We start from the raw sequence: 26962 nt of genomic DNA, 5'->3' as shown, positions 1-26962 counted from the left end.
GCACGGCGTGTTCAAAGGCGGGGCAACAATTTTTCCGCCGCGGTACGCAGGGTGACCGTTCGGGAAGCCCACGGGTGCGGGCACGGGCCGGTCGCCGCGTACCGGCGCAGGCGTCAACCGCAGCCGTGGACCCCGATGTTGGGACCGAGGACTGACGTTTTGTCAGAAGCCCTGGGTGCGGGGCGGGTCGGGGACGGGGGGCGGGGACGGGGCGGACCAGGAGCGCGGACGCCGACGCACCGGGGCCCCCGGAGCGGCGCCATCGGCCGGACGGGGGCCCCGGGGGCCGGACGGCTCAGGGCTCGCGGCCGAGGAGCGCGACCAGACGGTCCTGGACGGGCGCGGCGTCCTGCACCTTCACGGCGGGACCGAAGACGCCGTAACCGCGCCAGGCGTCGGCCCGTGGCTCGATGTACGCGTAGACCTCGGAGGCGAGGTCCTGCTCCAGCGTCGCGTCGTCACCGATGCCGCGGGCCAGATCCCAGGCGTGCACGGCGAGATCGGTGACCATCTGCCAGGCGTACTCCTCCGCGGGGGTCGGCCCGCCACTGGTGTGCACCTCGCTCTCCAGGGCGCCCGGACGGTGGAACGCGGCCTTCGACTCCACCGCCGCGGTGTCCCACGCGGCCACCGGGTCGTCGCCGAGGACATCGCCGTCGAACCGGTCGCCGACCTCGGCCAGGGTCGCGCCGCGCAGCAGCCACGGGGCCCACAGGTGCTCACCCACGAGGTGGTTGACCAGATCGCGCACCGACCAGTCGGCGCACGGCGTATCCGCCGGCCACTGGTCGTCCCGCACGCGGTGCACCCGCCGGCCGAACTCCTCCAGACCGGCGTCGAACGCGTCGAGCAGTTCCATGAGGTCACCGACTTCCGGCGGGAGGCGGCGCCGGCTCGGGCTGCGGTTCGGGCCCGGGGGCCGGCGGTTCGGGTGAGGCCGGCCCCGGCGGCACGGGCGGGATCGGGTCCGGCTCGGGGATCGGCACGGGACCAGGACCTGGCCCGGGACCGGGTCCCGGACCGGGCCCGGGCCCCGGCGGAGGCGTCGGAGCCGGGGGGACGGGGTCGGGTCGGGGTGTGGTCATGGTGAACCTCCCGGGCATGGTGGAACGGCGTGCGGCAGTTCCCCGCACGGCCGCCGGGTACCCCGTGGCCACGCGTTCAGACCGCCCCGGCCCGTGGCACCGCCCGAAAGTGCCACGATGATCTCCCCCGGAGGACTGACGCGGCGTACCGGCGTACTCCTGACGTGGTACGCGCGGTGAGCACCGGGGACCGACGACAACTCCCCTGGTTCTCGGAGATCGTTGGGCCATGATGATCCGTACCCGCTCGCACCGGCCGGCCGGGCGATGAGCCCCCTGACGCTGTCGGTGCTGCTGTCCCTGGTGTCGGCGGTCTGCTACGCCGCGACCGCCATCGTCCAGGAACAGGTCGCCGCCACCGGTCCGCCGCAGCGCCTCGGGCTGCTCCGGCGGGGCGCCTGGTGGGCGGCGGTGGCGCTGAGCGGCGCCGGCGCGGGGCTGCACGTACTGGCGCTGGGGGCGGGGCCGCTGGCGATCGTCCAGCCGCTGGGTGTGCTGACCATCGTCTTCGTCCTGCCGATGGCCGCCCTCTGTGTGGGCCGCGAGGTGACGGCGGCGGGGCGGCGCGGGTCCCTGATGGTCGCGGCCGGGCTGGCCGGACTCCTCCTGCTCACCGGTGCTTCGCGGTCGCGCGTCCTGTCCGGGTCTGAGCAGCTCGCCCTTGCGGTGACCACGGCGGGCGCGATCGGCGTGCTGGTGCTGGCCGGGTGGCGGGCGCGACGGCCCGCCGTACGCGGTCTGGCGCTCGCCGCGGCGGCGGGCGTCTCCTTCGGGGTCTCGTCGGTGTTCGTGAAGACGGTTGCCGAGGCGTGGTCGACGTCCTCGTTCGCGGACGCCCTGCCGGGCCTCGGCGTGATCGCGGTGCTCGCGACCACGGGGCTCGCCACGTCGCAGGCGTCGTACCGCGGGGCCGGGCTGACGGCGCCCCTGGCGACCGTCACGGTCGTGAACCCGATGGTGGCCGCGACGATCGGCATCGTGCTGCTCAACGAGGGCATCCGGCTCGGCGCGGCCGGAGTCCCGGTGGTCGTCGCGGCGGGGGCGCTGACGGCCTGGGGCCTGGTGGTCCTGACGGCCGACGGCGCGGCACGGGAGCGGTCCGCGGCGGACGCCGCGCCGCGGCGGACGGCCGAGCCGGTCACGGCGACCGAGGCGGTCTCGCCCACCGTGGGGATCGAGGCGGTCGCGCCCGTCGTGGGGATCGAGGCGGCCGAGGAGTGGGGGGCGCGTGTTCCGTATCCCGCCATGGCCTCCGCCGGTGTGCCGCTGCCCGACCAGCGGTCCGCACGGGTCACCTCGCCGGAACCGCGGCGCTCCGAGGCTCCGCTGCTGACGGCCGGCTGACGGGCCCGAGAGGCCGCGGCCAGCGCTCGCCCGCGGGACTCCGCGGGCCCCGCCACGCCCGGCCCGTGCCCGGATCGCCGCGTCACCCGCGGCCGGTCCGGGCAGGAAACGGGCCCCGGTACCGGCCGCGCGGGCAGGGTTCACGCCGCCGGAAGCACTTCTCCGCTCGCTGATCTGCGGCGATCTCCGACGAGAAACGGGCACAAACGGTCGCGATCGTTACCGCTTCGAACCTGGTCACCGCAGATATGGGCTTGTTAAATCAACACGCAAGCCCGAACGGTCATCGCTCACCACAGCAGCGAGGCCCGCAGAGCAGGACCCGCAGCGAGGGAGGTACGCCGTGGACGCCGAGGAGCGCAGAAGGGCCATGCTCGAACTGGCCCGGCGCACGGGCTCCGTCGACGTCGCCAAACTCGCTGCGGACTTCGGCATCTCCAAGGAGACCGTACGCCGGGACCTCGGAATGCTGGAGGACCACGGACTGGTCCGGCGTACGCACGGGGGCGCCTACCCCGTGGAGAGCGCCGGGTTCGAGACGACCCTCGCCTTCCGCACCACCATGCACGTCCCGGAGAAGTCCCGGATCGCCTCCGCCGCGGCGGAGTTGCTCGGGGACGCCGAGACCGTCTTCGTCGACGAGGGCTTCACGCCGCAGCTCATCGCCGAGGCACTGCCCAGGGACCGGCCGCTGACCGTGGTGACGGCGTCCCTGACCGTGGCCGCCGCGCTCGCGACGAGCGAGCAGATCACCGTGCTGCTGCTCGGCGGGCGGGTGCGCGGCGGCACGATGGCGACCGTCGACCACTGGACCGTGCGGATGCTGTCCGGCTTCGTGATCGACCTCGCGTACGTCGGCGCCAACGGCATTTCCCGCTCCTACGGCCTCACCACCCCCGATCCGGCCGTCAGCGATGTGAAGTCGCAGGTGATGAAGGTGTCCCGGCGCCGCGTCCTCGCGGGCGTGCACACCAAGTTCGGTGCCGTCAGCTTCTGCCGGTTCGGGGAGGTGGGTGACCTGGAGGCCATCGTCACCGACACCGGCCTCCCCTCCTCCGAGGCGGGCCGCTACTCGCTCCTCGGCCCCCAGGTCCTGAGGGTGTGAGCGGCACGCGCGCCTGACAACTCCACCCGCTCCACCCGACGACCGCCACGACGCGCGGTGGCCTGGTTCCGTACGCCCGGAAACGGCCGCACGCCCGTCAGGGCCCCCCGACGGCCCTCCACCGGCCGCCGGTCCGACCGACCCCGGCGTCACGGACCCCGTGACCCGCCCACCCGATCCCGACACAGGTGTACGGAGAATCTCATGCCGATCCAGCGACGAAACGGCATACGCGCGACCCTCGCGGTCGCCGCAGCGGGGACGCTCCTCGCGGCGTGCGCCGGAGCCGGCGGCTCCGGCTCGTCCGGCGGTGACACCCTCAACGTGCTCATGGTGAACAACCCGCAGATGGTCGAGTTGCAGAAGCTCACCGCACAGCACTTCACGAAGAAGACCGGCATCAAGGTCCGCTTCACCGTGCTGCCGGAGAACGACGTCCGCGACAAGATCAGCCAGGACTTCTCCAACCAGGCCGGGCAGTACGACGTGGCCACCATCAGCAACTTCGAGGTGCCCTTCTACGCCAAGAACCAGTGGCTGCATCCGCTCGACGACCACATCGCGCGCGACAAGGGCTTCGACCAGAAGGACATCCTGGAGCCGGTGAGCGAGTCGCTGACCGCCGACGACGGCAAGGTCTACGGCCAGCCCTTCTACGGCGAGTCCTCCTTCCTCATGTACCGCAAGGACGTCTTCGCGGCGAAGGGCCTCAAGATGCCCGAGAAGCCGACGTGGAAGCAGGTCGCGGCCCTCGCGGCCAAGGCCGACGGCGCCGAGCCGGGCATGAAGGGCATCTGTCTGCGCGGGCAGCCCGGCTGGGGCGAGGTGATCGCGCCGCTGACCACGGTCGTCAACACCTTCGGCGGCACCTGGTTCACCAAGGACTGGCAGGCGAAGCTCACCGCGCCCGAGTTCGTCAAGGCGACGAAGTTCTATGTCGACCTGGTGCGCGGCCACGGCGAGTCCGGCGCAGCCCAGGCCGGATACGCCGAGTGCCTCAACAACCTCACCCAGAGCAAGGTCGCCATGTGGTACGACGCCACGGCCGCGGCCGGCTCCCTCGAAGCCTCCGACTCGCCGGTGAAGGGCAAGATCGGCTACGTCCAGGCGCCGGTGGAGAAGACGGAGAGCTCCGGCTGGCTCTACACCTGGGCCTGGGGCATCCAGAAGGCGTCCGAGAACAGCGACAACGCCTGGAAGTTCATCTCCTGGGCCTCGGGCAAGGAGTACGAGGAGCTGGTCGGCAAGGAGATCGGCTGGCAGAACGTCCCCGCGGGCAAGCGCGCCTCCACCTACGCCAACCCCGAGTACAAGAAGGCCGCATCCGCCTTCGAGGCGGTCACCCAGAAGGCCATCTCCAGCGCCGACCCGCGTGACCCGGGCACCCAGCCGCGTCCGACGATCGGTATCCAGTTCGTCGACATCCCGGAGTTCACGGATCTGGGCACCAAGGTCTCCCAGGAGATCAGCGCCGCGATCGCCGGCAAGCAGACCGTCGAGAGCGCCCTGAAGAAGTCGCAGGCGATGGCCGAGAAGGTCGCCGAGGAGTACCGGAACCGATGACGACCACACTCCCCGTACGCCGCCCGCCCGGCGGGCCGCCGGGCACCGCGGCCGCCTCGGTAAAGCGCAGGCCCCCCGGCCTCAGGGCCTGGGCCACGCGCGCCCCGCTGCTGCCGGCGCTGGTGTTCCTGATCGTCGTCACCCAACTGCCCTTCGCGGCCACGCTGGTGATCTCGCTCTTCGACTGGAACTCCCTGTCCCCCGGCAACCGCCACTTCGCGGGTCTCGAGAACTACGCGACCGTGGCGACCGACGCGGAGCTGCGTGACTCGGTCCTCACGACCATGCTGCTGACCGCGGCCGTCGTCGTGACGAGCGTGGTGATCGGGCTGGCGCTCGCGCTGCTGCTGGACCGTACGTTCTTCGGCCGGGGCGCGGTGCGCACCCTGCTCATCGCCCCCTTCCTGCTGGTGCCGGTGGCCTCGGCCCTGCTGTGGAAGCACGCGCTCTACAACCCGGAGTACGGGCTGCTGAACGGTGTCCTCAACTGGCTGGGCGTCGGTCCTTCGGACTGGATCTCCGAGATGCCGCTGCTGGCCGTGGTGGCGTCGCTGGTCTGGCAGTGGACGCCGTTCATGATGCTGATCCTGCTGGCCGGACTGCAGAGCCGGCCCGCGGAGATGATGGAGGCGGCGCGCCTCGACGGGGCCGGAAGCCGGCAGATCTTCCTCTATCTGACGCTGCCTCATCTGCGCCGCTACCTCGAACTCGGCGTCCTGCTCGGCTCGATCTACATCGTGCAGAACTTCGACGCGGTGTTCACGATCACGAGCGGCGGCCTGGGCACGGCCAACCTGCCGTACACCATCTACCAGACCTTCTACCAGGCCCACGAGTACGGGCTGGCCTCCGCCGCCGGGGTCGTCGTCGTGATCGGCACCATCGTGATCGCGACGTTCGCCCTCCGGGTGGTCTCCTCCCTCTTCCGCGAGGAGGTGTCCCGCGCATGACCGCGACGACCGTACCGACCGCGTCCCTCCCCCCGGCCGCGCGCCGCGCCCGCCGCCGGTCGGCCGCGCTGGGTCTGCTGGCGTGGCTGATGGGCATCGCATTCAGCCTGCCGGTGCTGTGGATGGTCCTGACCTCGCTGCACTCGGAGGCGGACGCGGCGACCAACCCGCCATCGCTCGCCGCCTCCCTCACCCTCGACAGCTACCGGGAGTTCTTCGGCGCGACGGGCGGCGCGAGCCCCTGGCCGCCGCTGATCAACTCGGTCTCGGCGAGCGTGTTCTCGACCGTCCTCGTACTGCTGCTGGCGCTGCCGGCGGCGTACGCGCTGTCGATCCGGCGCGTCCGCAAGTGGACGGACGTGCTGTTCTTCTTCCTGTCCACCAAGATGCTGCCGGTGGTGGCGGGCCTGCTGCCCATCTACCTGTTCGCGAAGAACACCGGCCTGCTGGACAACGTCTGGCTGCTCGTCATCCTCTACACCTCGATGAACCTGCCGATCGCGGTGTGGATGATGCAGTCCTTCCTCGCGGACGTACCGGTCTCCATCATCGAGGCCGCGCAGATGGACGGCGCCCGGCTGCCGACCGTGCTCGCCCGCGTCGTCGCCCCGGTCGCCGGTCCCGGTATCGCCGCGACCGCACTGATCTGCTTCATCTTCAGCTGGAACGAGATGCTCTTCGCCCGGGTCCTCACGGGCGTGACCGCGCAGACCGCTCCGGTGTTCCTGACCGGCTTCGTCACCAGCCAGGGCCTGTTCCTGGCCCAGCTGTGCGCGGCGTCGGTCGTGATTTCCCTGCCGGTGCTCGTCGCCGGATTCGCCGCCCAGGACAAGCTGGTCCAGGGCCTGTCGCTAGGAGCCGTCAAATGAGGGCCGCGCTCATCGAAGCCCCCGGCAAGGTCACCGTCACCACCGTGCCCGACCCCGCCCCGGGGCCGCGCGAGGTCGTCGTGGACGTGGCCTCGTGCGGGCTGTGCGGCACCGATCTGCACATCCTGCAGGGCGAGTTCGCCCCCACCCTTCCGGTCGTCCCCGGACACGAGTTCGCCGGGGAGATCGTGGGCGTGGGTAGGGAGGTCACGGAGCTGGCCGTCGGCGACCGCGTGGCCGTGGACCCGTCCCTGTACTGCCACGAGTGCCGCTACTGCCGTACGGGCCACAACAACCTCTGCGACCGCTGGGCCGCCATCGGCGTGACCGTCTCGGGCGGCGCCGCGGAGTACGCCGTCGCGCCCGTGGCGAACTGCGTCCGCCTGCCCGATCACGTGGACGTGCGGGACGCCGCCCTCATCGAACCGCTCTCCTGCGCGGTCCGGGGCTACGACGTCCTGGGCTCCCGCCTGGGCGCCGAGGTGCTGATCTACGGCTCGGGGACCATGGGCCTGATGATGCTGGAGCTGGCCAAGCGCACGGGCGCCGCCCGGGTCGACATCGTCGACATCAATCCCGAACGGCTCGCCACCGCGCACAAGCTGGGCGTCTCGGCCGCCGCGCTGTCGGCCGACGAGCTGGACCGGCCGCGCGGCTGGGACGTGGTCGTCGACGCCACGGGCAACGCGGCGGCGATCCAGGACGGTCTGGGGCGCGTGGCGAAGGCCGGCACCTTCCTCCAGTTCGGTGTCTCGGACTACGCGACGACCGCCACCATCGAGCCGTACAAGATCTACAACCAGGAGATCACCATCACCGGCTCCATGGCCGTCCTGCACAGCTACGAGCGGGCCGCCGACCTGTTCGCGAACGGTGTCCTCGACCCGGCGCTGTTCATCAGCGACCGGCTGCCGCTGGAGCAGTACCCGCAGGCGCTGGACCGGTTCAAGGCCGGGCAGGGCCGCAAGATCGTGGTCGAGCCGTAGACGGACGGCCCCGGGAGAGGCCGGTGCCCGCCCATGGGGGGCGGGTGCCGGCCTCACGCCCGTGGAGGGGCGGCGGTCACGGCCGTGAGGTCTCCGGGAGGTCGGCGGGGCGGATGCGGTACACGTTCAGCCGCATGCCGTAGTACTTCGAGGTCTCGCCGACCCACTCCATGCCCATACGGCGGGCCGTCGCCGCGGCCTTCCGGTTGTTGGGACGGGCGACGGCGAACAACTCGTCCACGCCCTGCCGGAACGCCCACCGGGAGAGGGCGATCCCGGACTCGGTCGCATAGCCCTGCCCCCACGCGTCCGGGCTGAGCTGGAAGCCGATCTCCAGGTCCTCCTCGAACGGCGGCAGCATCCGGATCACCAGGCCGCCCACCACCCGGCCGTCCTCCAGGCGCTCCAGCGCCCACCGGCCGGACGGCACGACCAGATTGTGCTGGGCCTCCTCCCACGCCTGGAGCACCGCGCGCATCGCACCGACGTCCTCGACGCGGTGCATGGCGGGGGTGAGCCAGTGCGCGACCTCTTCGGCGCCGTAGATCCGCAGCGCCGCCTCGGCATCGGAGACAGCCCAGTCGCGCACCAGAAGGCGTTCCGTACGCAGGGGCGGTTGCATGCCCTTCACGCTAACCGCGCTCCCCCGGCGCGGCTCGTCGGCGAGTGACCCGATTCCACTCTTATCGGGGGTTTCACCAATTCGGCACATATTGCGTAACCCCTGTGATACTCGCGCGTTCTCGATGGCGTCACCGTCCGCAACCGGACGGGATGAGACTTCCTGCAGAAGGAGACGACTACATGTCGCGCATCACGAAGGCCGCCGCCGTCACCATCGCGGCCGGCGCGGTCCTCGCCGGTTCGGCCGGTATCGCCGCCGCCGACTCGGAGGCCAAGGGCGCCGCCATCGGTTCGCCCGGATTCCTCTCGGGCAACGTGCTCCAGGCCCCGATCCACATCCCGGTGAACCTCTGCGGCAACACGATCGACCTCGGTGCCGGCGCCCTCAACCCGGCGTTCGGCAACACCTGCGTCAACTCCAGCGAGGACACGCACGTCCACAAGCACGACAAGAAGAAGCACAAGCACGACAAGAAGAAGGACCACAAGAAGAAGGAGAAGAAGTCCGCCAAGAGCTGGTAATCACGCCGGTTCGCAGGACTTCTCCGTGGCCTCCCGGGCAACCCGGGAGGCCACGGTCATGCTCCGGGCCAGGGCCGCGATCGGGGGCCATGACCACTGCCCGCGCCGCGCGACCAGGAAGCTGCGGCGGACCCCCGCCACCGCGTCCAGCCGCCGGAACGACACGTCCTCGCGCCCGCGCTCGATACCCGACTCGGCGAGCATCGCGACCCCGAGGCCGGCCCCCACGAGCGTGTTGATGAAGTGCAGGCTGTCCAGGCGGTGGGCGATGCGCGGGGTGAAGCCGGCCAGTGCGCAGACCCGGCGCGCCAGTTCGTCGTCGTCCGTGCCGCGCGAGTTGGCGATCCACCCCGCCCCGGCCAGCCGGGCGATGTCCGCGAGGCCCGCCGTGGAGGCGCCTCCCGCGTCCGCGGCCGGGGTCACCAGATAGAGCGGCTCCTCGCCGATCCGGCGGGCGCTGAGTCCTTCGGGCACCTCGCGGGGTACGAGGCTGTAGTCGTAGACGACGCCGAGGTCGATCTCCCCCGCGAGCAGCAGCTCCAGGGTCTCCTGCGGCTCGTGCTCGTACAGCCGGACCTCGACGCGCGGCGCGTCGGCGCGCAGCCGCGTCAGGGCCGGCAGGACGACCGTGCCGGCGACCGTGAAGTAGCTCGCCATGCGGACCCGGCCCTCCGGCTCCGACTGTCCGCGGAGTTCCGCGCGAGCCTCCTCCACCGACGCGAGGATGGCGACGGCGTGCTCCACCAGACGCTCCCCCGCCGGGGTGAGCCGGACCCTCCGGCCCGCCGGGCGCAGCAACTTCACGCCCATCTCCTCCTCCAGGACGGCGAGGTGCTTGGAGACGGCCGAGGTGCCGTAGCCGGTGCGCTCGGCGACCGCGGCCATGGTGCCGAGCCTGCTCAGCTCGACCAGGAGCCGCAGCCGTCCGAGGTCGGGCAGCCGGTCGTCGATCATCCACTCATCGTAAACAATGTGTCCGCCATCGGCCCGTGGACAGCAAGGAAGACGGAGCGGTGCAATGGGGCGGTGATCTCCTCCGCACCGTTCTCCCTGTTCCGCCGTGCCCGTACGCACCAGGTCCCCGGTGCCGTACTCGTGCTGGTGGCGATGACACTGCTGCACACCGGCAGCGCTCTCGCGACCGAGGTGTTCGACACCGTCGGGCCTGCGGGGACGACCTGGCTGCGGCTGAGCTTCGCGGCACTGGTGCTGCTCGCCTGCACCGGCCGCCCGCTGTGGCGGGTCGTACGGACCGCGCCGCGCGCCGACCTCGCCGCGACCGCGCTGCTCGGTGCGGTGAGCGCGGGGATGATGCTGCTCTTCTCCGAGGCGGCCGCCCGGCTGCCGCTCGGTACGGCGGTCGCGCTGGAGTTCTTGGGGCCGCTGACCGTGGCAGTCGTCTCCCTCCGGCACCGCACGGAGCTGGCCTGGCTGATCCTCGCCGCGGGCGGTGTGCTGATGCTGACCTCGCCGTGGAGCGGCGGAGCGGACGCGGTGGGCGTGCTGTTCGGCCTCGGCTCCGGCGCGTGCTGGGGCCTGTACGTCATCGGGACGCGGCACGTGGGCAGCCGCTTCCCGGCCCACCTCGGGCTGGCGCTCTCCCTGGCCGTGGCCGCGGTCGTCACGGCGCCGTTCGGGGTGCCCGGTGTTCTGGCGGAGCCACGGTGGGAGGTGTTCGCGGCGGTCGCCGGGATCGCGCTGCTGATGCCGCTCGTGCCGTTCCTGCTGGAGATGACGGCGCTGCAGCGGATGGGGACGACTGCGTACGGGACGCTGGTGGGGCTGGAGCCGGCGGTCGGTCTGCTGGCGGGTCTGGTGCTGATCTCCCAGACGCCGACGGTCCTTCAGGCGGCCGGTACGGCCCTGGTGGTGGTCGCGGGGATCGGGGCGGCGCGCGCGGAGAGCCGTGGCCGGAGCGACCGCGTCGTCGCCCGCGGGACGGAAGGGGCCGCTTCTGCCGGGCGGCCGACGGAGGACGGCGGAGCCGCGTATCCGGGGAGCACCGGGCCGGGCCTGTCGGGGAGCCCGGCTTCGGAGGGGCTGGGCGGGCAGGCGCCCGTCAGCTCTCCTCCGGCCGGTCGGCCCGGGGCGCCGTGACGGTGAACAGCCCGCCGTGCGGGTCGCGCAGGGTCGCCTCCCGCCCGATCCGGGAATCGGCCGGCCGGGAGGTGACCGTGCCTCCCGCGACGACCGCCGCATCGGTGGCGGCGTCGACGTCCTCCACGACGAAGTAGACGTGCCAGCGGGGCCGCACCTGCGGGTCGGGATCCGCCTCGACGCCTCCGCCGCGCAGGAAGGCGACGGTGTGGCCGCCGGCCTTGACCCGTACCGCGTCCTGCTCGTACTCGACCTCGGGGGCGCCGGGCCGATCGGAGGCCCAGTCGAAGACCTGGCCGTAGAAGATGGCTGCGGCGAACGCGTCGCGGGTGCGCAGTTCCAGCCAGGCCGGTGCCTTGCCGCGTCCCACCTCCCAACCAGGGACGCCGCCGCCCTCCCAGAAGCCGAAGACCGCCCCGCCGGGGTCGGCCGCCAGCGCGGCCCGGCCCTTGCCGATGCTGAGGGGGCCGACCGCGACGGTGGCGCTGCGCTCCCGGATCCGGGAGGCGGTGAGGTCGGCGGACTCGACGGCGAAGTACGCGGTCCAGGAGACCGGGACGCCCATGGTGTGCGCGAGGGCGCCGATGCCCGCGACGGGTACGCCGTCGGCGACCGCCACGGAGAACTCCGACCCGAGCGACGTCTCGCGGAACGACCAGCCCAGCACCGCCCCATAGAAGCTCTGCGCGGCCTCCAGGTCGCGCGTCATCAAGCTCACCCAGCACGGCGCGCCGGGCACCGTGTGTGTAGAGGCCGGCATGTTCGCCACTGTGCCACCGCCGGAGCGACGCCGCCCGCCGCGCACGACCGTATGGCGGCCCGCGGCGCACGACCGTATGGCGGGGCGGCGGCGGGGCCGCGGCGCGACGCGACGCGACGCGGGCGAACGGTGGCGCGGCCGCGATGGTAGGTCCCCGCTCGCCGTGGCATAGATGGGAACGTGCCAGGACTCGCGCAGCAAGTCGCCGACGTCGCCCGGAAAGCCCGGCGGCGGAGCGATGATCCGGTCGTGGTCCAGACCGTCCGGTGCACGGTCGGCGCGACCCTCGCCTACGCGGCCGCCGAGTGGATCATCCAGGGCGGTCCGCCGCCGCTGCTGGCCCCGCTGACCGCGCTGCTGGTCGTCCAGGTCAGCTTGTACGCGACCCTCACCATGGGCTTCCGGCGGGTCAACAGCGTCATCGCGGGCGTGCTCGTCGCCTCCGCGTTCAGCGCCGTGGTGGGCCTGAGCTGGTGGAGCCTGGGCCTGCTCATCCTCGCCTCGCTCGTCACCGGACACCTCGTACGGGTCCATGAGTTCGTGCCCGAGGTGGCGATCAGCGCCATGCTCGTCCTCGGCGTCAGCCACACGGCCCAGATGGCGTGGAGCAGGGTGGCCGAGACCCTCATCGGCGCCGCGTGCGGGATTCTGCTCAACGCGCTGATCGCCCCTCCGGTGTACGTGGAGCCCGCGGGCCAGGCCATCGCCGATCTGGCCCGCCGGATGCGGTCGTTGCTGCTGCGGATGAGCCGGGCCCTGGAGCGCGGGGCGACCGGAGAGGACGCGGTGGCCTGGCTGCACGAGGCGCGCCAGGTCGACAACGGGATCTCCGACGTCGACGCCCAGCTCAACCGCGCCGACGAGAGCATGCGGTTCAACCCGCGGGTGCGCGAGGGCCTGCTCGCCCGTCTCGTCCTGCGCAGCGGCCTGGACACCCTGGAGATCTGCGCCGTGGTGCTGCGCACCCTGTCCCGGTCGCTTGCGGACCTCACCCGCGAGCGCCGCTCGGAGCTCGTCTACGAGGGCGAGGTGGCCGGTGTCATGAGCGAGCTGTTCGCGCACATCGCGGACGCCGTGGACAGCTTCGGCCGCCTCATCACCGCCCAGGTCAGCTCCAACGCCGAGATGGCGGAGGAGCAGCTCGGCGAGGCGCTGGCCGAGGGGCGGCGCACCCGTCGCCGCATCGACGACCTGCTGTGGGCCGAGATGAAGAAGGAGCCCGCCAAGTGGGAGCTGCACGGGGCGCTGCTGGCCAATGTCGACCGGCTGCTCAACGAGCTCGACGTCGAGCGGCGCTCCCAGTGGCTCGCCGAGGAGCTCGACCGCCACCGCCAGGAACCCAGCCACCCCACGACGGGCTACCGGATGCGCCGTTCGCTCCGCCGGCTGCACCGGAAGCTGCAGAATCTCCTGTCGCGCGGCTGATCACCCATGACGGGAGCCGGTACGCCCCGGGCCCCTCATCCGTACGGGAGCCGCAGCGCGACGGACTCGCCGGGGGCGACCATGACGGACCGGCCCGCGAGCACCACCCGGATCGGGGGCTCGGGCGATGCCGGGACCTCGATGCGCAGCCGCCCGTGGCGCAGCCGCAGGTCCACGCCCCAGTGCCCGCGGTAGCGCAGCGAGAAGCCGTACTCGGAGAGCTCCGGGAGGGGTACGGGGTCGAGCCACAGCGCGTCGTCCCGGGTCTCCAGGCCGGTGAGGCCGCGCTGCACCAGGTCGAGCGTCCCGGCCATGGCACCGAGGTGGATGCCCTCGCCGGTCGTACCGCCCTGCAGGTCGGCGACGTCGCCCTCCAGCGCCTCCCGGCAGAAGCGCCATGCCTCGGCGCGGCGGACGCGGGCCAGCACCAGGCCGTGGACGAGGCCGCTGAGGGTGGAGCCGTGCGAGGTGCGGTGCAGGTAGTAGTCGACGGTGCGGCGCCACAGCTCGTCGCCGAACTCGTAGCCCAGCCGGCGGAAGAGACCGGTCAGTTCGGCCGGTGAGAAGAGGTAGCCGAGCATGAGGACGTCGGCCTGTTTGGAGGCCTGGTAGCGGTTGACCGTGTCGTTCTCGGCCTCCAGGATCCGGTCGAGCCGCCGGATGTCGCCGTACCGCTCGCGGTAGCCCTCCCAGTCGAGCTCCTCCAGCTCGCCGAAGCCGTCGAACTGGCTGATGACGTCGCGGTGGAAGGGCACCCGCAGGCGACGCGAGACGTCCTCCCAGCGCTCGATTTCCCCCTCGCCCAGGCCGATGTGCTCGTACAGCTCCCGCCGCCGCGGCTCGGGCAGGTCGCGGACGAGGTCGAGGGCGCGGCCGAGCACCCAGGCGGCGGTGACGTTGGTGTACGCGTTGTCGTCCAGCCCGGGCTCGACCGCGTCCGGGTACGCGTCGTGGTACTCGTCCGGGCCGACCACTCCGCGGATGCGGTAGCGCCCGGACTCCGGGTCGTGGACCGCGCTGTCCGCCCAGAAGCGCGCGATCTGCAGCATCATCTCGGCGCCCTTGGTCTGCAGGAAGTGGGTGTCGCCGGTCGCCTCGCAGTACTGCCACACGTTGTAGGCGACGGCCGAGCCGACGTGGTGCTGGAGGCGGGAGTGGTCGGGCAGCCAGCGCCCCGAGCGGGGGTTGAGGTGCAGGACCTGGGTCTCCTCGCGGCCGTCGCTGCCGCTCTGCCACGGGTACATGGCGCCGGTCCTGCCCACGTCGGCCGCCATCTTGCAGGCTTGCGGCAGCCGCCGGTGCCGGTAGTCGAGGAGAGCGTGGGAGACGCCGGGGAAGTGCAGGTTGAGGTAGGGCAGGACGAACAGCTCGTCCCAGAAGACGTGTCCCCGGTACGACTCGCCGTGCAGACCGCGGGCCGGCACCCCCACGTCGAGGTCGGCGGTGTGCGGCGACAGCGTCTGCAGCACATGGAAGAGGTGGAGCCGCAGGATGGCCCCCGCCTCGCCGGGGACGTCCAACTCGGCGCGTCGCCAGAGCTGTTCCCACGCCGCGCGCTGGGAGTCGCGGAGTTCGGCGAAGCCCTGGGCCGCGGCGACGTCGCCCAGGGCGGCGTCCAGCGGATCGCTGATCGCCGGGTCGTGGGAGGTGTGCAGGGCGACGACCTTGTCCACGGTGGCGGATTCACCGGGGGCGACGGGGACGTGCAGCAGGTGCGCGACGTGGCGGGGGGCGATGTGCAGCCGGGAGGCGGCGGGTGCGGTCCCCGTGACGGTGGTACGCGCCGCCATGCCGATCCCGATGTCGGAGGCGGAGGTGTGGCATCGCAGCCAGACGGTGTCGGGCTCGACGGCGCCGGTGTGCAGATGAGCCAGATGGTGCGAGGCGAGGTCCCGGTACCGGTGCACGCCCGCGTTCGTCACGTCGCCGTCGAGGGACGACTCCACCTCTACCTCGCCCGACCAGCCCTCGGGGGTGAACTCGGTGCGCAGCGCGGCCAGATGGGGGTCTCCCATGTGGACGAGGCGGCACTGGTCGACGCGCATCCGCCGGCCCTCCGCGTCCTCGTAGCGCAGGTGCCGGGTGAGGTTTCCTGCCCGGAGGTCGAGGACGAGCCGGTGGTCGAGCAGGGTGTCGGCGTCGGTCGAGAACCAGGCGGCGGAACCGTCCTCGGTGCGGACGCGGAAGCGCAGCGGCAGCCAGTTGGGCAGATTGACCATGTCCTCGTTCTCGATGTGCCGGCCCGACACCCGCGAGACGAGGCGGTTGTAGCAGCCCGCCGCATACGTGCCCGGGTAGTGCACGTCGTCGGCGACGCTCTCGGGGGCGGCTCCGCGGGTGGCGAAGTAGCCGTTCCCGAGGGTCAGCAGGGACTCCCGGAGCCGCTCCTCCGTGGGAACGTAACCGGCGTACTCCCAGGTCCACTCCGGCATCGTCCTCCCTCCGCGGAACGGCACGGAGCCTCACCCCTCTCCACTGCACCACGGGTGGGCGGAACCGGGCCACCGGGGCGTACGGGCGGGAAGGGGCCCGGTGTGGGCCGGGAGCGGCGCCGGGCAGTGCCGCCGGGCGGTGGTGCGGGGCGGGTCCCCGGCCGTGGCGGTGGTGCGCGGTCGCCGTCGCGGGAGAGCGAGAGCGGTCACGGCCGTGCCGCTCCGGTTCCGGTGCGTGCGGCGGCCGCGCCCGTCCGCCCGCCCCGAAGGACCGTCAGGAGCAGCAGCGCGCCGAGGAAGGCCAGGCCCGCGGTGCCGCGGAGCACGGCCTCGATCGCCGGGCCGTCCGCCGCCGCTGTCGCGGCCGAGCCACTGACGGCCTCCAGCACCGATGCGGACACGTCGACCCCGACGGCCGCCATCAGGACGAGCGCGGTCAGGACGAGTCCGGAGGCCGCACCGCTGCGGCCCTCGGGGACGTACGACTGTGTGGCGACGTTCGTCAGCGCCCATCCGAGCCCGACGCCCACGCCCAGGACGGCGAAGACCACCGCGTACCAGCCGAGCGGGGTCACCCAGGTGAGCACGAGCAGCGCCGCTCCGCTGGTGACCATGCCCGCGGCCATGAGCCGCTCCGCCGGCCATCTCTGTGCGAGGTGCCCAGCCCGGTAACTGGCCGAGGCCGAACCCGCGGAGAGCGCGAGGAAGACCACGCCGGAGAGCAGCGGGGACAGCCCGCGGGCCTCCTGGAGGTAGAGCGCGGACAACACGGCGACCAGGGCGTAGACGACGTTGGACAGCGACCCGGCGACCGTGACGACGTCGAACCGCGCATCGCGGAAGAGCGAGAGGTCCAGCAACGGCTCCCGGGCCCGCCGCTCCACGGCCACGAACAGCGCCAGCAGCGCCACCCCGGCGCCCAGCAGCCCGAGGACACCCGCCGACGTCCAGCCCCAGCTTCCGCCCCGGTCGGTGGCGAGCATGACGCACACCAGCCCGCCGGCGACGGTGAGGATGCCGGGGATGTCGATGCCGCGCGACGCCCGGGTGTCCCGGGTCTCGGGGACGAAGCGCAGCAGCAGCGCGATGGCGATCAGACAGAGCGGGACGTTGATGAGGAACACCGCGCGCCAGCTGACGTGTTCGGCGAAGGCGCCGCCGACGAACGGGCCCAGTGCCGTACCGACCGCGCTGAAGGCCAGGACCGTGCTGACGGCGCGCCCCTGGCGGCTGTCCCGGAAGTGGGCGGAGACCAGGGCCACGGCGACGGGGAAGATCAGCGCGGCGGCGGTGCCCTGGACCACGCGCGCGGTCACGAGCCAGGGCGTGTTCTGCGCCGCACCGCACACCACGGAGACGGCGGCGAATCCGGCGAGGCCGGTGACGATGACCCGGCGTCTGCCGTGCAGGTCGGCGAAGCGGCCGCCGGCGATCATCAGCGCGCCCAGGGCGAGCATGTAGCCGCTGACCAGCCACTGCAGATCGGTCGACGAGGTGCCGAAGTCGCGGGCGATGACGGGGATCGTGAGATTGAGGGCGAACCAGTCCATCTGCACGATGAGCATCGAGATCGCGGCCGCGGCGATGACCGCCCGCTCGCGCGGCGAGAAACCGCTCGGAGCGGACTCGCCCGCCCCCGACCCGGCCTGCGATGGCATGCGCACACCGCCCTCCGTCGGCTCGTTCCAGCGTGGCACGGAGGGAGTGCACCGGCGATTCCGGACAGCCGGGGCGCGGCAACGAGCGTCTGCCCGGCTCGGGGGGAGCGGGCGAACGGGTCCGCGGGGCGGAGAGGGCGTGCGCGATCGGCGCGGGAGCGGGTGCGAGCGCGGGAGCGGGTGCGAGCGCGGGAGCGGTGCGGGTGCGGGTGCGAGCGCGGGAGTCGGCGCGGTGCCCCGGTCCGGTACGCGCGGGCCGTCCGCGGAGCGGTCGGTCGCGCTACTCAGGCGGGGCGGCACCCCTCCTTGAGTAGTTTACGTTTCACCTTTCCTCGCCCCACACTCTTGTCGTGACCGCGCCCGGTGTGGTTCAGTGGCTCATCCACTCAGCCACGAAGGTCAGCTGCGAGAGGCGAACCCGTGACGACGCTGCCACGCGAGACGATCGTCGACGTACTGGAGAATCGATTGCGCGAGGACATCTTCTCCGGACGTCACCCCACCGGGACCCTTCTCCCACCGGAGCGGCAGCTCGCCGAGGGATACGGCGTCACGCGCACCACCCTCAAGCACGCCTTCGGCCGCCTCGTGCAGGCCGGGCTCCTGGAGACCCGGCACGGAGTCGGCACCCGCGTCCGCGACTTCGCCCGCTTCGGCGGCGCGGACCTGCTGCCGATGCTGGTCCGCCACAGCCCGGACTGGCTCGACGAGGTCTTCGAGGTCCGCCGCACCGTCGGAACGCTCATCGCGGAACGCGCCGCGCAGACGGTCACCCCCGACCAGCGCATCGAACTCACCGATCTGCTGGCCGAGATCGCGGACGCCGAGGACGGGGACGCGGCCCAGCTCGCCGACGTCGAGGTGCACCGGGCGCTGGCCCGAGCGACGGGCAACCGGGTCTACAGCCTGCTGACCAACACGCTCTTCAACGCGTATCTGCCGGTCCGCTCCCACCTCGTCGCCCCCTTCCTGGACGTGGCCGTCGCCCATGCCCGCCTCGCCCCGGTCGTGCAAGCGGTGCTGGAGGGCGACGCCCCGGCCGCGAGAACCGCGGCGGAGGAGTACCTCGAAGAAACGGAACAGATCATGCTCGAGAACCTGGGGGTGAACGCATGAGCCGCGGCACCACGTTCGCGGAGACGATGCTCGGCACGGTGCGGCTGGTGGGCGAAAGCGCGCCGCGCCCGATGCGCATGGACCTCGACGTGCGCGCCGACGAGCTGATGCTCCTTCACCGGACCACGGACGCACGGGTGACGGGGCGGATGCGCATCACGGGCATCGCCGACGACCCTTACGCGACCGGCGAGTTGGAGATCTCTCCGCTGGCCCGGCGGCGCATCCGCTATCACATACGCTTCACCGCCGACGGCCGCAAGTACACCCTCGACGGGTGGAAGTCCATCACGCCGTCACGGCCGTTGAAGTCGATGACCGTGCTGCCGTTCACGCTCTTCGCGGACGGGGAGGAGGCCGGGCACGGCACGCTGCGCTTCCCGGTCACCACCGGGATGCTGCCGTTCCTCGGCAGCTTCCGCTTCCCGAAGCCGGAGAAGGCCGACCGCCATCTCGCTCCGCGCTGGGACGGCTCACCGGGCCGCACCGAGGTCTGGTACACCACGATCACCGACCCCGAGACCCGTACCGGCGTCTGGCTGCACCACGAACTCGTGGCTCCCAGCGACGGATCCGCGGCGTACGCGCACGGGTGGGTCGCGCTCTACCCGCCGGACGGACCGGTCCGGCACGCCCGCTTCGGGCCCGAGCCGTGGGAGCCGAACACCCGCGGCTTCGCCGCCGACGGCATCACGGCGGGACCGGGTGAACTCAACGGCAGCGCGGGCGAGTTCGCCTGGAAGCTGACCGAGCGTCATGAGGACCGCACGACGCTCTACACCTTCCCCCGCTGGTCATGGCGGCGCGAACTGCTGCCCGCCGCGCAGATGCTGCCCGCCCCCCGCTCGTCGTACTCCGGCACCCTCGCGTACGACGGCGGGGAGTTGACGCTGGACGGCGCGCCCGGTGCGACCGCGCGCATCTACGGGCACGGCAACGCGCGCCGCTGGTCCTGGCTCCACGCCGACCTCGGTGACGGCGACGTCCTCGAAGTGGTGGCCGCCGTCTCGACCCGCCCCGGTCTGCGGCGTCTGCCCCCGCTGGTCTTCCTCCGGCTGCGCAAGGACGGCCGGACCTGGCCGCGGCGTGCGGAGCGCGGCGCGATCGGCTGGGCGGGCCTCGGCCGGTTCCGCGCCGACATCGCTCTGCCCGAGTGGACGGTGACGGGCACGGCCGGGGGACGCCGCATCCGCGTCACCGTCACCCAGCCCGAGGACCGCACCCTCGCCCTCGACTACACCGACCCCGACGGGAGTCCCGCCGTGTGCCGCAACAGCGAGTCGGCCGACGCGCACATCGTCCTGGAACGCCGGCAGCAAGGGCGCTGGCAGACGGAAGCGGAATGGTCCCTGGCGGGCACCGCGCACGCGGAAGTGGGCACCCGGTGAGCCGCCGGCTCGGCGGCCTGGTCGCCGCCCTGCTCGCGGACGACGGGAGTGCGCCCTGGGTGGGCGCGGTCACGCAGCGACTGGAGGACGTTCTCGCGTCGATGCCGGGCCCCGCCGCGGCCGGTGTCCGCAGCGCGGCCACGGCCCTGGACACGTACGCCCGCGTGCGCACCGGGCACGGGCTGCACACCCTGAGCCCGGAGCGCCGTGAGGAACTGCTCACCTCGCTGGCCGGCAACAAGGCACTGCTGCAACTGCTCGACGTGGTGAAGGTGCCGGTGATCCTCGCGGCGGGCACCGAACGGATGCTCCACACCGAGCCGATGCCCCTGACCCGGAACGCGGCCGCCGACCGGCCGCTGGACTGCGTCCCCTCGACCGAGTGGCCGGACCGTGCGACCGTCGACGCGGTCGTCATCGGCTCGGGTGCGGGCGGCGCGACGGCGGCCCGCACCCTGGCGCGCGCCGGGATGAGCGTCGTCGTACTGGAGCAGGGACGGCACCACACGACCGAGGAGTTCGGGCGGCGGGTGCCGCTGGACCGGTTCGCCGAGATGTACCGGGACGGCGGGGCGACCGTGGCGCTCGGCAATCCGCCCGTGGTCATCCCGACCGGCCGGGCCGTCGGCGGCACCACGATCGTCAACTCCGGTACGTGCTACCGCACTCCTGACCATGTCCTGTCCCGCTGGCGCGACGAGTTCGGCCTGGCGATGGCCGACGACGCCACCTTCGGGACCCACATGGACGAGGTCGAACGCACCCTTCAGGTCGGCACGCAGCCACTGGACGTCCTCGGCAACAACGGCCGCACCGCCCTCCTCGGCGCCGAGAAGCTGGGCTGGGAGGCCGGCCCGCTGCGCCGCAACGCGAGCGGCTGCAAGGGCTCGTGCCAGTGCATCGTCGGCTGCCCCACGGGAGCCAAGCAGAGCGTCCAGCTCTCGGTCCTGCCCGACGCGTGCGCGGCGGGGGCCAGGATCGTCACCGGAGCCTCCGTGCAGCGCATTCTGGTCGAGCGGGACCGCCCGGGCGGGCCGCGGGCGGGCGGTGTGGCCGTACGGCGGCCGGACGGCTCGACGTTCGAGATCCTCAGCCCGCTCGTCGTCGTCGCGGCGGGGGCCCTTCAGTCCCCGCAGCTGCTGCGGCGCTCCGGACTCGGCCGGCACCCCCGGCTCGGGAAGAACCTCGCCGTCCATCCGGCGATCAGCGCCGCCGGACGGTTCTCCGAGCCGGTCACGATGTGGCGCGGAGTGCTGCAGAGCGTCGGCGTGGAGAAGTTCCACGACGACGGCATCCTCATCGAGGCCACGTCCGGGCCGCCCGGTATGACCTCGTTCGTGCTGCCCGGCGTGGGCCGGGCCCTGCGGGCGGAACTGGAGGACGTGGGCTCGCTCGCCACGGTGGGCGCCATGATCGCCGACCGGCCCTCCGGCCAGGTCCTCGGATCGGGCCGCGGCGTACTCCGCTACGACCTGCACCGCGACGACGCCCGCAAGCTGCTGCGCGCCCTGGAGGCGGAGGGCAGGATCCTGTTCGCCGCGGGCGCCGAGGAGGTCCTCACCGGTATCGCGACCGCCCCGAGGGCGCGCTCGATGGCGGAACTGGAGGAGCTGTTGAGCGGCGTGTCGGCCAGTCAGCTGCATGTGACCGCCTTCCACCCGACCGGGACGGTCGCCATGGGCACGGACCCGGAGGTCAGCCCGGCGGACACGGAGGGCCGGCTGCGGGGCGTGGACGGCGTACTGATCGCGGACGGCTCGCTGCTGCCGAGCTGTCCTGAGGTGAACCCCCAGGTCACCATCATGGCGGCCGTTCTGGCGGTGACCGAAGCCGCCACCTGACGTCGGCGTCGCCCCTCGGGCGACGGCCGGCGGCGCCCCGTGAGGGCGGGCACCATTTCGCGAGAGGGGCGGGGTGGGTGCTCGCCCTCCGGGGCTTCGTCCGTGTCAGGGGCGGGTTCACGTTCCGCGCGGATGCTCTCCGGTCAACACCGGTGCGGATCACGGTGGTTGGAGGATCCACTGCTCATGAGGGCCCGTACGAGGGTGAGTTGCGGTCCGCACATGGAAGACGCGGTGCCCGTACACGGACGGCGTGCGCGTGAGGGCGCGGGCATCGCCAGGCACCGGGATGCGGCCCCGCAGCCGCACCGGCCGGACCCACGGCCACCGACGGGTCCGAACCCCCGCAGAGCCACGCGTTCCGCACCGGCGGGTCACCCGGGCGGCGGGCATCGCCGAAATCCGGCGGCGTCCGACGGAGACGACGCTCAACCTGCACAGAGGCACCCTCCGCCGCGGAGCCGCGTCCTCCATCGGAGTGACCCCAACCCTCCGCCCCCCATCGCGACATGAGTGCTTCGCGTGCTTAATCCAAGTACGCCGGAATTCCCTCGAAGCGGCTGGGCCAAAGGCCGCGCCGGCGCAGGAGATCCGACATGCGAGCTGGACGAATATTCGCCGTTGCCCTCGTGACAGGTGCCACCCTCGGCCTCGGGGCCCCGGCCGCCCTCGCCGAGCCCTCCCCCGGGCACGAGAACTCGAGGCCGACCCACCGCCCGACGCACCACCCGACGTCGAAGCCGACCGAGCGCCCCACCGAGCGCCCGACGCACCGGCCCACCGAGCGCCCCACCGAACGCCCCACGGCGCGGCCCAGCACGCCCAGCAAGGGCACTGAGGGCGGCGTCGGCGGCAGCATCGACCAGACGACCTCCCTGCAGATCGCCGGTGGCACCGCGCTGCTGGCCCTCGCGGGCGCGGGGACCGTGGTCACGCTGCGCCGCCGCGCGAACCGGTAGGCCGGTCTCCCCAAGAGATCCCTGAGCTGCTGACGAGTGTGCTTCCGGCGCACTCGTCAGCGCCTTTCCGGGTCTCCCGGGCTCGCTCCGGTGCCGTACGAAGCCCGGCCCCCGTTCCGTCGCCTCTGCCCCTCCGGGAGCCCCGCCCGCCCCCGTCACCGCCCGGGGGCGGGCGCGGACGCCCGGGGGCCGCCCCCATCGGGTCCTGCCACTGCGGTTGTGGAGGCCTTGATCAGGATCGAAGCTGTAGGTAATGAACCCGGGCTGGGTCTGATGCCATGAGCATGTGGAACACGTCCAACAGCGCCGATGACTTCCGTGGTCCCCTGGACGTCACGAGGGCGGCCACCGCGGTGCTGGACGCCGAGGACGTGATCATCGGCTGGTCCCCCGCCGCCGAGGAGCTGCTCGGATACACCGCCGAGGAGATCATCGGGCACCGTGTGGACACCCTGCTCGTGGGCCGCCCGACCCCCGAGCCGGCGTTCCCCGGGTTCGTCGAGCCCCCCGCCGGGCCCCTGCCGCCCAGCGAGCCCCGTATCGCGCGCCACCGCGACGGCCACGTGCTGCAGGTGGCGACGACCGTGTGCGAGCTGGAGAACGGCGGATCCGGCCCCGCCCGCGTCCTCGTCGCCGCCGAGCTGGAGGTGCTGCGGCGCTGGGAGTCCCATCAGGCGATGCGCCAGGGTCTGGCCACCCAGTCGCCCATCGCCCTGTGCATCTACGACCGCGACCTCCATGTGGCGTGGGCCAACGCCAAGTACGAGGAGGAGATCGGGGTCCCGCTCGAAGACTTCACCGGCCGGCACATCGAAGAGCTCTATCCGGCCGGGGAGTTCCTCACAGAGACGTACCCGGTCACGCTGGCCGAGGTCATGCGCTACGTGCTCGCGACCGGCGAACCCGTCGTCGACCTGCACTTCCACGGCCGTCCCCCGGTCGACCCGCACAACGACCACTTCTGGTCCTGCTCGTACTACCGGCTCCAGGACGCACGCGGCCATGTGCTCGGCGTCTGCGAGGACGCCTTCGACATCACCGACCGGTACCGGACGCAGCAGCGGCTGGAACTCCTGGTCCGGGCCGGCGGCAACATCGGGACGACGCTGGACATGGAGCTGCTGGCGCGGGAGATCACGGACGTGGTCGTCCCGCGGTTCGCCGACACCGTCACCGTCGACGTCATGGAAGCGGTCCTGGAAGGGGAGGAGCCGGACCCGGCCCGGGAATCCCCGGCTCCGCTCCTACGGATGGCGCGCCGCTCCGGCCGCAAGGACGGGGAACACGCGGTCGGTACGGCGGGCGGCGACCCGGTGGCCACCAGGGAGGCGGAGGACAGGAAACCCACGGAGGACGCCGAGGACTTGAGGGCACCGGACGAGCCCGGGACCTCGGGGGCGGGCGACGGGAGCGGCGACGAGGAGCGGACTCCGCACCCCATCAGCTACCCCCCGGCCTCGCCGCAGGGCCGCGGCCTGTCCTCGGGCCGGACCATCCTCGAAGAGGGCACGCTCGTCGTCCCGTTGCGGGCGCGCGGAACCACGATGGGCCTGGTGACGTTCCTGCGCACACGCAACCCCACGCCCTTCGACAGCGGCGAACTGGCCCTCGCCGACGAGCTGGTGGCGCGTACGGCCGTGAGCCTGGACAACGCCCGCCGCTACACCCGAGAACGCACCGCCGCCCTCACCCTCCAGCGCAGCCTGCTCCCCCAGCATCTGCCGCCGCAGACCGCCCTCGACGTGGCCCACCGCTATCTGCCGACGGACAGCAGGGCGGGCGTCGGCGGCGACTGGTTCGACGTCATCGCCCTCTCGGGCACGCGCGTCGGGCTCGTCGTCGGCGATGTCGTGGGGCACGGCCTCAACGCCGCGGCGACCATGGGGCGTCTGCGCACGACCGTACGCGCACTGGCCCGCCTCGACCTCGCGCCGGACGAGCTGCTCTTCCGCCTGGACGACCTGGTGGGGCAGTCGGCGGAGGAAGGCGCGGCGGCGTCCGCCGGGGGCCGCCCCGCACCCGAGGACGACGTGGCCACCGGGGTGACGTGCCTGTACGCCGTGTACGACCCGGTGTCGCGGCTGTGCACCATGGCACGGGCCGGCCATCTGCCCCCGGTGATCGTCGAGCCCGACGGGGCCCTGTCCTTCCCCGAACTCCCGCCGGGCCCGCCGCTGGGCCTCGGCGGCCTGCCCTTCGAGTCCCTGGAGATCGAACTCCCCGAGGGGAGCCTGCTCGCCCTCTTCACGGACGGGCTCGTCGGTTCGCGCACCCGGGATCTCGACGCGGGTCTGGAGAAGCTGGGCCGCGTGCTCACCGAGCCCGGTCGGTCCCTGGAGGACACCTGCGACCAGGCTCTCGCCGAGCTGCTGCCCGGCGGACCGGCCGCCGACGACGCCGCCCTGCTGCTCGTCCGTACCCGCCGGATGGGGGCCGACCAGGTCGCGGTCTGGGAGCTGCCGCCGGAGCCCGCCGGGGTGGCGAAGGCGCGCGAGCTGGCGTCCGCGCGGCTGCGCGAATGGGGCCTGGAGGAGCTGGCGTTCACGACCGAACTCGTCGTCAGCGAGCTGGTGACGAACGCGATCCGGCACGCGGCACCGCCCGTACTGCTCCGGCTCATCCGCGACCGGACACTGCTGTGCGAGGTGTCGGACGGCGGGCACACCTCGCCCCACCTGCGGCACAGCGCGAGCGACGACGAGGGCGGGCGCGGGCTGTTCATCGTCGCGCAGATGGTCCGGAGGTGGGGCACGCGCTACACCCCGTCGGGCAAGACGATCTGGACGGAGCAGGTGTTCCCGGACGGGGACGCGCCGCTCCCGTACACCGTGCCCTGACCGCGGTCCCGGCCGCGGCCGGGACCTGGCGATTCGGCTCGGATCCACCGGTGCGGCTCGGGCCGTGCGGCTCAGACCTTCCGGTGCGGTTCGACGACCGTGACGCCGCGACCCGTCGCCGTCCCCATCGCGGCCAGCGCCGCGGGCGCCTCGTCCAGACCGATGGCGGCGGTGACGAGCCGGTCCGGGCGGAGGATCCCGGAGCCGACCATGTCCATCATGGCCGGGTAGGCGTGCGCGGCCATGCCGTGGCTGCCCAGCACTTCGAGTTCCAGGCCAACGACGCGCGACATCGGCAGCGCCGGATCGCCCGTCACCGCGGGCAGCAGTCCCACCTGCACATGGCGGCCACGGCGGCGCAGGCCCGCGATGGAGGCGGCGCACGTCTGCGGGCTGCCGAGTGCGTCGAGCGAGAGGTGGGCGCCGCCGCCCGTGGTCTCCAGCACGGCGTCCGCCGCGGAGCCGGGACCGGAGCCCGGCCGCGCCGAAGCGTCGACGCACACGGCGGCGCCGCAGCTCTCCGCCAGCTCCAGCGCTTCGGCCGAGACGTCGACCGCGACGACGCGCGCCCCGCACGCGGCCGCGATCATGACGGCGGACAAGCCCACCCCGCCGCACCCGTGCACCGCGACCCACTCCCCCGGCGCCACCCGCCCCTGGGCCACGACGGCACGGAACGCCGTGGCGAAGCGGCAGCCGAGGCCGGCCGCCGTGCCGAACGCGAGGTCGTCCGGCAGCCCGACGAGATTGACGTCCGCGTGCTCGACACGGACGTACTCGGCGAAGGATCCCCAGTGGGTGAAGCCCGGCTGGGTCTGGCGCTCGCACACCTGCTGGTCGCCCGCGGCGCACGAAGGGCAGCGGCCGCAGGCGCAGACGAACGGGACGGTGACGCGGTCACCCGCCCGCCAGTTGGCGACCCGGGGCCCCACCGCCTCGACGATCCCGGCCAGTTCGTGCCCGGGCACGTGCGGCAGCCGTACGTCGGGATCATGGCCCATCCAGCCGTGCCAGTCGCTCCGGCACAGCCCGGTCGCCTCGACCCGGATCACGGCACCGTCCTCGGAGGCCGCCGGCTCCGGCACCTCCCGCACCTCCGGCACCCGGCCGAACTCCTCGAACACCACAGCGCGCATCGGTCGGCTCCTCCCTCGCTTCCCCCGTGCTTCTCGTTCTCCCCGCAGTCTCGTCCTCTCGTCCTCATGCTCGGCGCACCCGGCCGGGCGATCAAGGGCGCCCCCGCGGCCGTCGAGCCGCTTCCGGCCGTCGCGCCGTTTCCGGCCGCCCCACCCCGCTTCCGCCCGCTCCGGACGCGCGGCCCGCGCCGATGCCCGCGCGCGTCGGCCGGTGCGAGAAGCCGGGGTCCTGCGGCACCATGACCCCATGGGTGATCGGATGGCG

At 72.8% G+C, this 26962-nt stretch carries 21 protein-coding genes; 14 read left to right on the top strand and 7 right to left on the bottom strand.

Annotated elements, in window-relative coordinates; genetic code table 11:
* Positions 1-295: 295 nt before the first annotated feature.
* Positions 296-859, bottom strand: a complete 564-nt coding sequence (locus tag ABZ822_RS18430) for a TIGR03086 family metal-binding protein (protein WP_360854543.1) — start codon at positions 857-859, stop codon at positions 296-298.
* Positions 860-1352: 493 nt separating this feature from the next.
* Between ABZ822_RS18430 and ABZ822_RS18425 the strand changes: the two genes are divergently transcribed.
* The 6 genes from ABZ822_RS18425 to ABZ822_RS18400 all read left to right on the top strand — a co-directional run bounded on the left by ABZ822_RS18425 (position 1353) and on the right by ABZ822_RS18400 (position 7902).
* Complete coding sequence (locus tag ABZ822_RS18425; protein ID WP_360854540.1) at positions 1353-2429, top strand: DMT family transporter; 1077 nt, start codon at positions 1353-1355, stop codon at positions 2427-2429.
* 370 nt (positions 2430-2799) lie between these two features.
* Entirely contained in the window at positions 2800-3534 is a 735-nt protein-coding gene (locus tag ABZ822_RS18420) for a DeoR/GlpR family DNA-binding transcription regulator (RefSeq protein WP_360855077.1), read from the top strand.
* Positions 3535-3738: 204 nt separating this feature from the next.
* Positions 3739-5097 (top strand): sugar ABC transporter substrate-binding protein, encoded by a 1359-nt coding sequence (locus ABZ822_RS18415; protein ID WP_360854537.1) that lies wholly within the window; start codon positions 3739-3741, stop codon positions 5095-5097.
* The gene (locus tag ABZ822_RS18410; RefSeq protein ID WP_360854534.1) at positions 5094-6047 is read left to right on the top strand and encodes a sugar ABC transporter permease; all 954 of its coding nucleotides are present in this window, start codon (positions 5094-5096) and stop codon (positions 6045-6047) included. Before ABZ822_RS18415 ends, ABZ822_RS18410 begins: the two co-directional genes overlap by 4 nt.
* A complete protein-coding gene (locus ABZ822_RS18405; protein ID WP_360854531.1) occupies positions 6044-6916 on the top strand; it encodes a carbohydrate ABC transporter permease in 873 nt (290 codons plus the stop codon). Before ABZ822_RS18410 ends, ABZ822_RS18405 begins: the two co-directional genes overlap by 4 nt.
* Positions 6913-7902 (top strand): zinc-dependent alcohol dehydrogenase family protein, encoded by a 990-nt coding sequence (locus tag ABZ822_RS18400; RefSeq protein WP_360854528.1) that lies wholly within the window; start codon positions 6913-6915, stop codon positions 7900-7902. The genes ABZ822_RS18405 and ABZ822_RS18400 overlap by 4 nt, the downstream gene beginning before the upstream one ends.
* A gap of 76 nt (positions 7903-7978) precedes the next feature.
* On the opposite strand, the gene ABZ822_RS18395 is transcribed toward ABZ822_RS18400, so the two are convergent.
* Positions 7979-8524: a GNAT family N-acetyltransferase gene (locus tag ABZ822_RS18395; RefSeq protein WP_360854525.1), complete on the bottom strand. Its 546-nt coding sequence runs from the start codon at positions 8522-8524 to the stop codon at positions 7979-7981.
* A gap of 182 nt (positions 8525-8706) precedes the next feature.
* On the opposite strand from ABZ822_RS18395, the gene ABZ822_RS18390 reads away from it, so the two are divergent.
* Positions 8707-9048 carry a chaplin gene (locus tag ABZ822_RS18390; protein WP_360854523.1) on the top strand — a complete coding sequence of 114 codons (342 nt, stop codon included), beginning with the start codon at positions 8707-8709 and terminating at the stop codon, positions 9046-9048.
* Here the strand turns inward: ABZ822_RS18390 and ABZ822_RS18385 are convergent, their stop codons facing one another.
* Positions 9049-10002, bottom strand: a complete 954-nt coding sequence (locus tag ABZ822_RS18385; RefSeq protein ID WP_360854520.1) for a LysR substrate-binding domain-containing protein — start codon at positions 10000-10002, stop codon at positions 9049-9051.
* 72 nt (positions 10003-10074) lie between these two features.
* On the opposite strand from ABZ822_RS18385, the gene ABZ822_RS18380 reads away from it, so the two are divergent.
* On the top strand, positions 10075-11145 hold the full coding sequence (locus tag ABZ822_RS18380) for an EamA family transporter (RefSeq protein ID WP_360854517.1): 1071 nt from the start codon (positions 10075-10077) through the stop codon (positions 11143-11145).
* On the opposite strand, the gene ABZ822_RS18375 is transcribed toward ABZ822_RS18380, so the two are convergent.
* Positions 11108-11905, bottom strand: coding sequence for a VOC family protein (locus ABZ822_RS18375; protein WP_360854514.1), 798 nt, complete (start codon positions 11903-11905; stop codon positions 11108-11110). The genes ABZ822_RS18380 and ABZ822_RS18375 overlap by 38 nt on opposite strands.
* Positions 11906-12154: 249 nt before the next feature.
* Here ABZ822_RS18375 and ABZ822_RS18370 point away from each other — a divergent pair, with 249 nt between their 5' ends.
* On the top strand, positions 12155-13330 hold the full coding sequence (locus ABZ822_RS18370) for an aromatic acid exporter family protein (protein WP_360854511.1): 1176 nt from the start codon (positions 12155-12157) through the stop codon (positions 13328-13330).
* Positions 13331-13365: 35 nt separating this feature from the next.
* Here the strand turns inward: ABZ822_RS18370 and ABZ822_RS18365 are convergent, their stop codons facing one another.
* On the bottom strand, positions 13366-15762 hold the full coding sequence (locus ABZ822_RS18365; RefSeq protein WP_360854508.1) for a glycosyl hydrolase family 65 protein: 2397 nt from the start codon (positions 15760-15762) through the stop codon (positions 13366-13368).
* A 206-nt stretch (positions 15763-15968) separates the two neighbouring features.
* A complete protein-coding gene (locus ABZ822_RS18360; RefSeq protein ID WP_360855074.1) occupies positions 15969-17420 on the bottom strand; it encodes an MFS transporter in 1452 nt (483 codons plus the stop codon).
* Between the two features lie 420 nt (positions 17421-17840).
* Here ABZ822_RS18360 and ABZ822_RS18355 point away from each other — a divergent pair, with 420 nt between their 5' ends.
* From ABZ822_RS18355 to ABZ822_RS18335, 5 genes are all read left to right on the top strand, one after another.
* On the top strand, positions 17841-18536 hold the full coding sequence (locus ABZ822_RS18355) for a GntR family transcriptional regulator (RefSeq protein ID WP_360854505.1): 696 nt from the start codon (positions 17841-17843) through the stop codon (positions 18534-18536).
* Positions 18533-19924, top strand: coding sequence for a hypothetical protein (locus ABZ822_RS18350; protein WP_360854502.1), 1392 nt, complete (start codon positions 18533-18535; stop codon positions 19922-19924). The genes ABZ822_RS18355 and ABZ822_RS18350 overlap by 4 nt, the downstream gene beginning before the upstream one ends.
* Entirely contained in the window at positions 19921-21765 is a 1845-nt protein-coding gene (locus ABZ822_RS18345) for a GMC family oxidoreductase (RefSeq protein ID WP_360854499.1), read from the top strand. The genes ABZ822_RS18350 and ABZ822_RS18345 overlap by 4 nt, the downstream gene beginning before the upstream one ends.
* A 596-nt stretch (positions 21766-22361) precedes the next feature.
* Positions 22362-22724 (top strand): PT domain-containing protein, encoded by a 363-nt coding sequence (locus ABZ822_RS18340; protein ID WP_360854496.1) that lies wholly within the window; start codon positions 22362-22364, stop codon positions 22722-22724.
* A 278-nt stretch (positions 22725-23002) separates the two neighbouring features.
* Complete coding sequence (locus tag ABZ822_RS18335) at positions 23003-25561, top strand: SpoIIE family protein phosphatase (RefSeq protein ID WP_360854493.1); 2559 nt, start codon at positions 23003-23005, stop codon at positions 25559-25561.
* Positions 25562-25632: 71 nt separating this feature from the next.
* Here the strand turns inward: ABZ822_RS18335 and ABZ822_RS18330 are convergent, their stop codons facing one another.
* Positions 25633-26697 (bottom strand): zinc-dependent alcohol dehydrogenase family protein, encoded by a 1065-nt coding sequence (locus tag ABZ822_RS18330; RefSeq protein WP_360854490.1) that lies wholly within the window; start codon positions 26695-26697, stop codon positions 25633-25635.
* Between the last annotated feature and the right edge of the window lie 265 nt (positions 26698-26962).

The sequence above is a fragment of the Streptomyces sp. NPDC047108 genome (assembly GCF_040643575.1).
GTDB lineage: Bacteria > Actinomycetota > Actinomycetes > Streptomycetales > Streptomycetaceae > Streptomyces.
The sequence above is the reverse complement of the archived record's forward strand: the minus strand, read 5'-3'. Positions and strand labels throughout refer to the sequence as shown.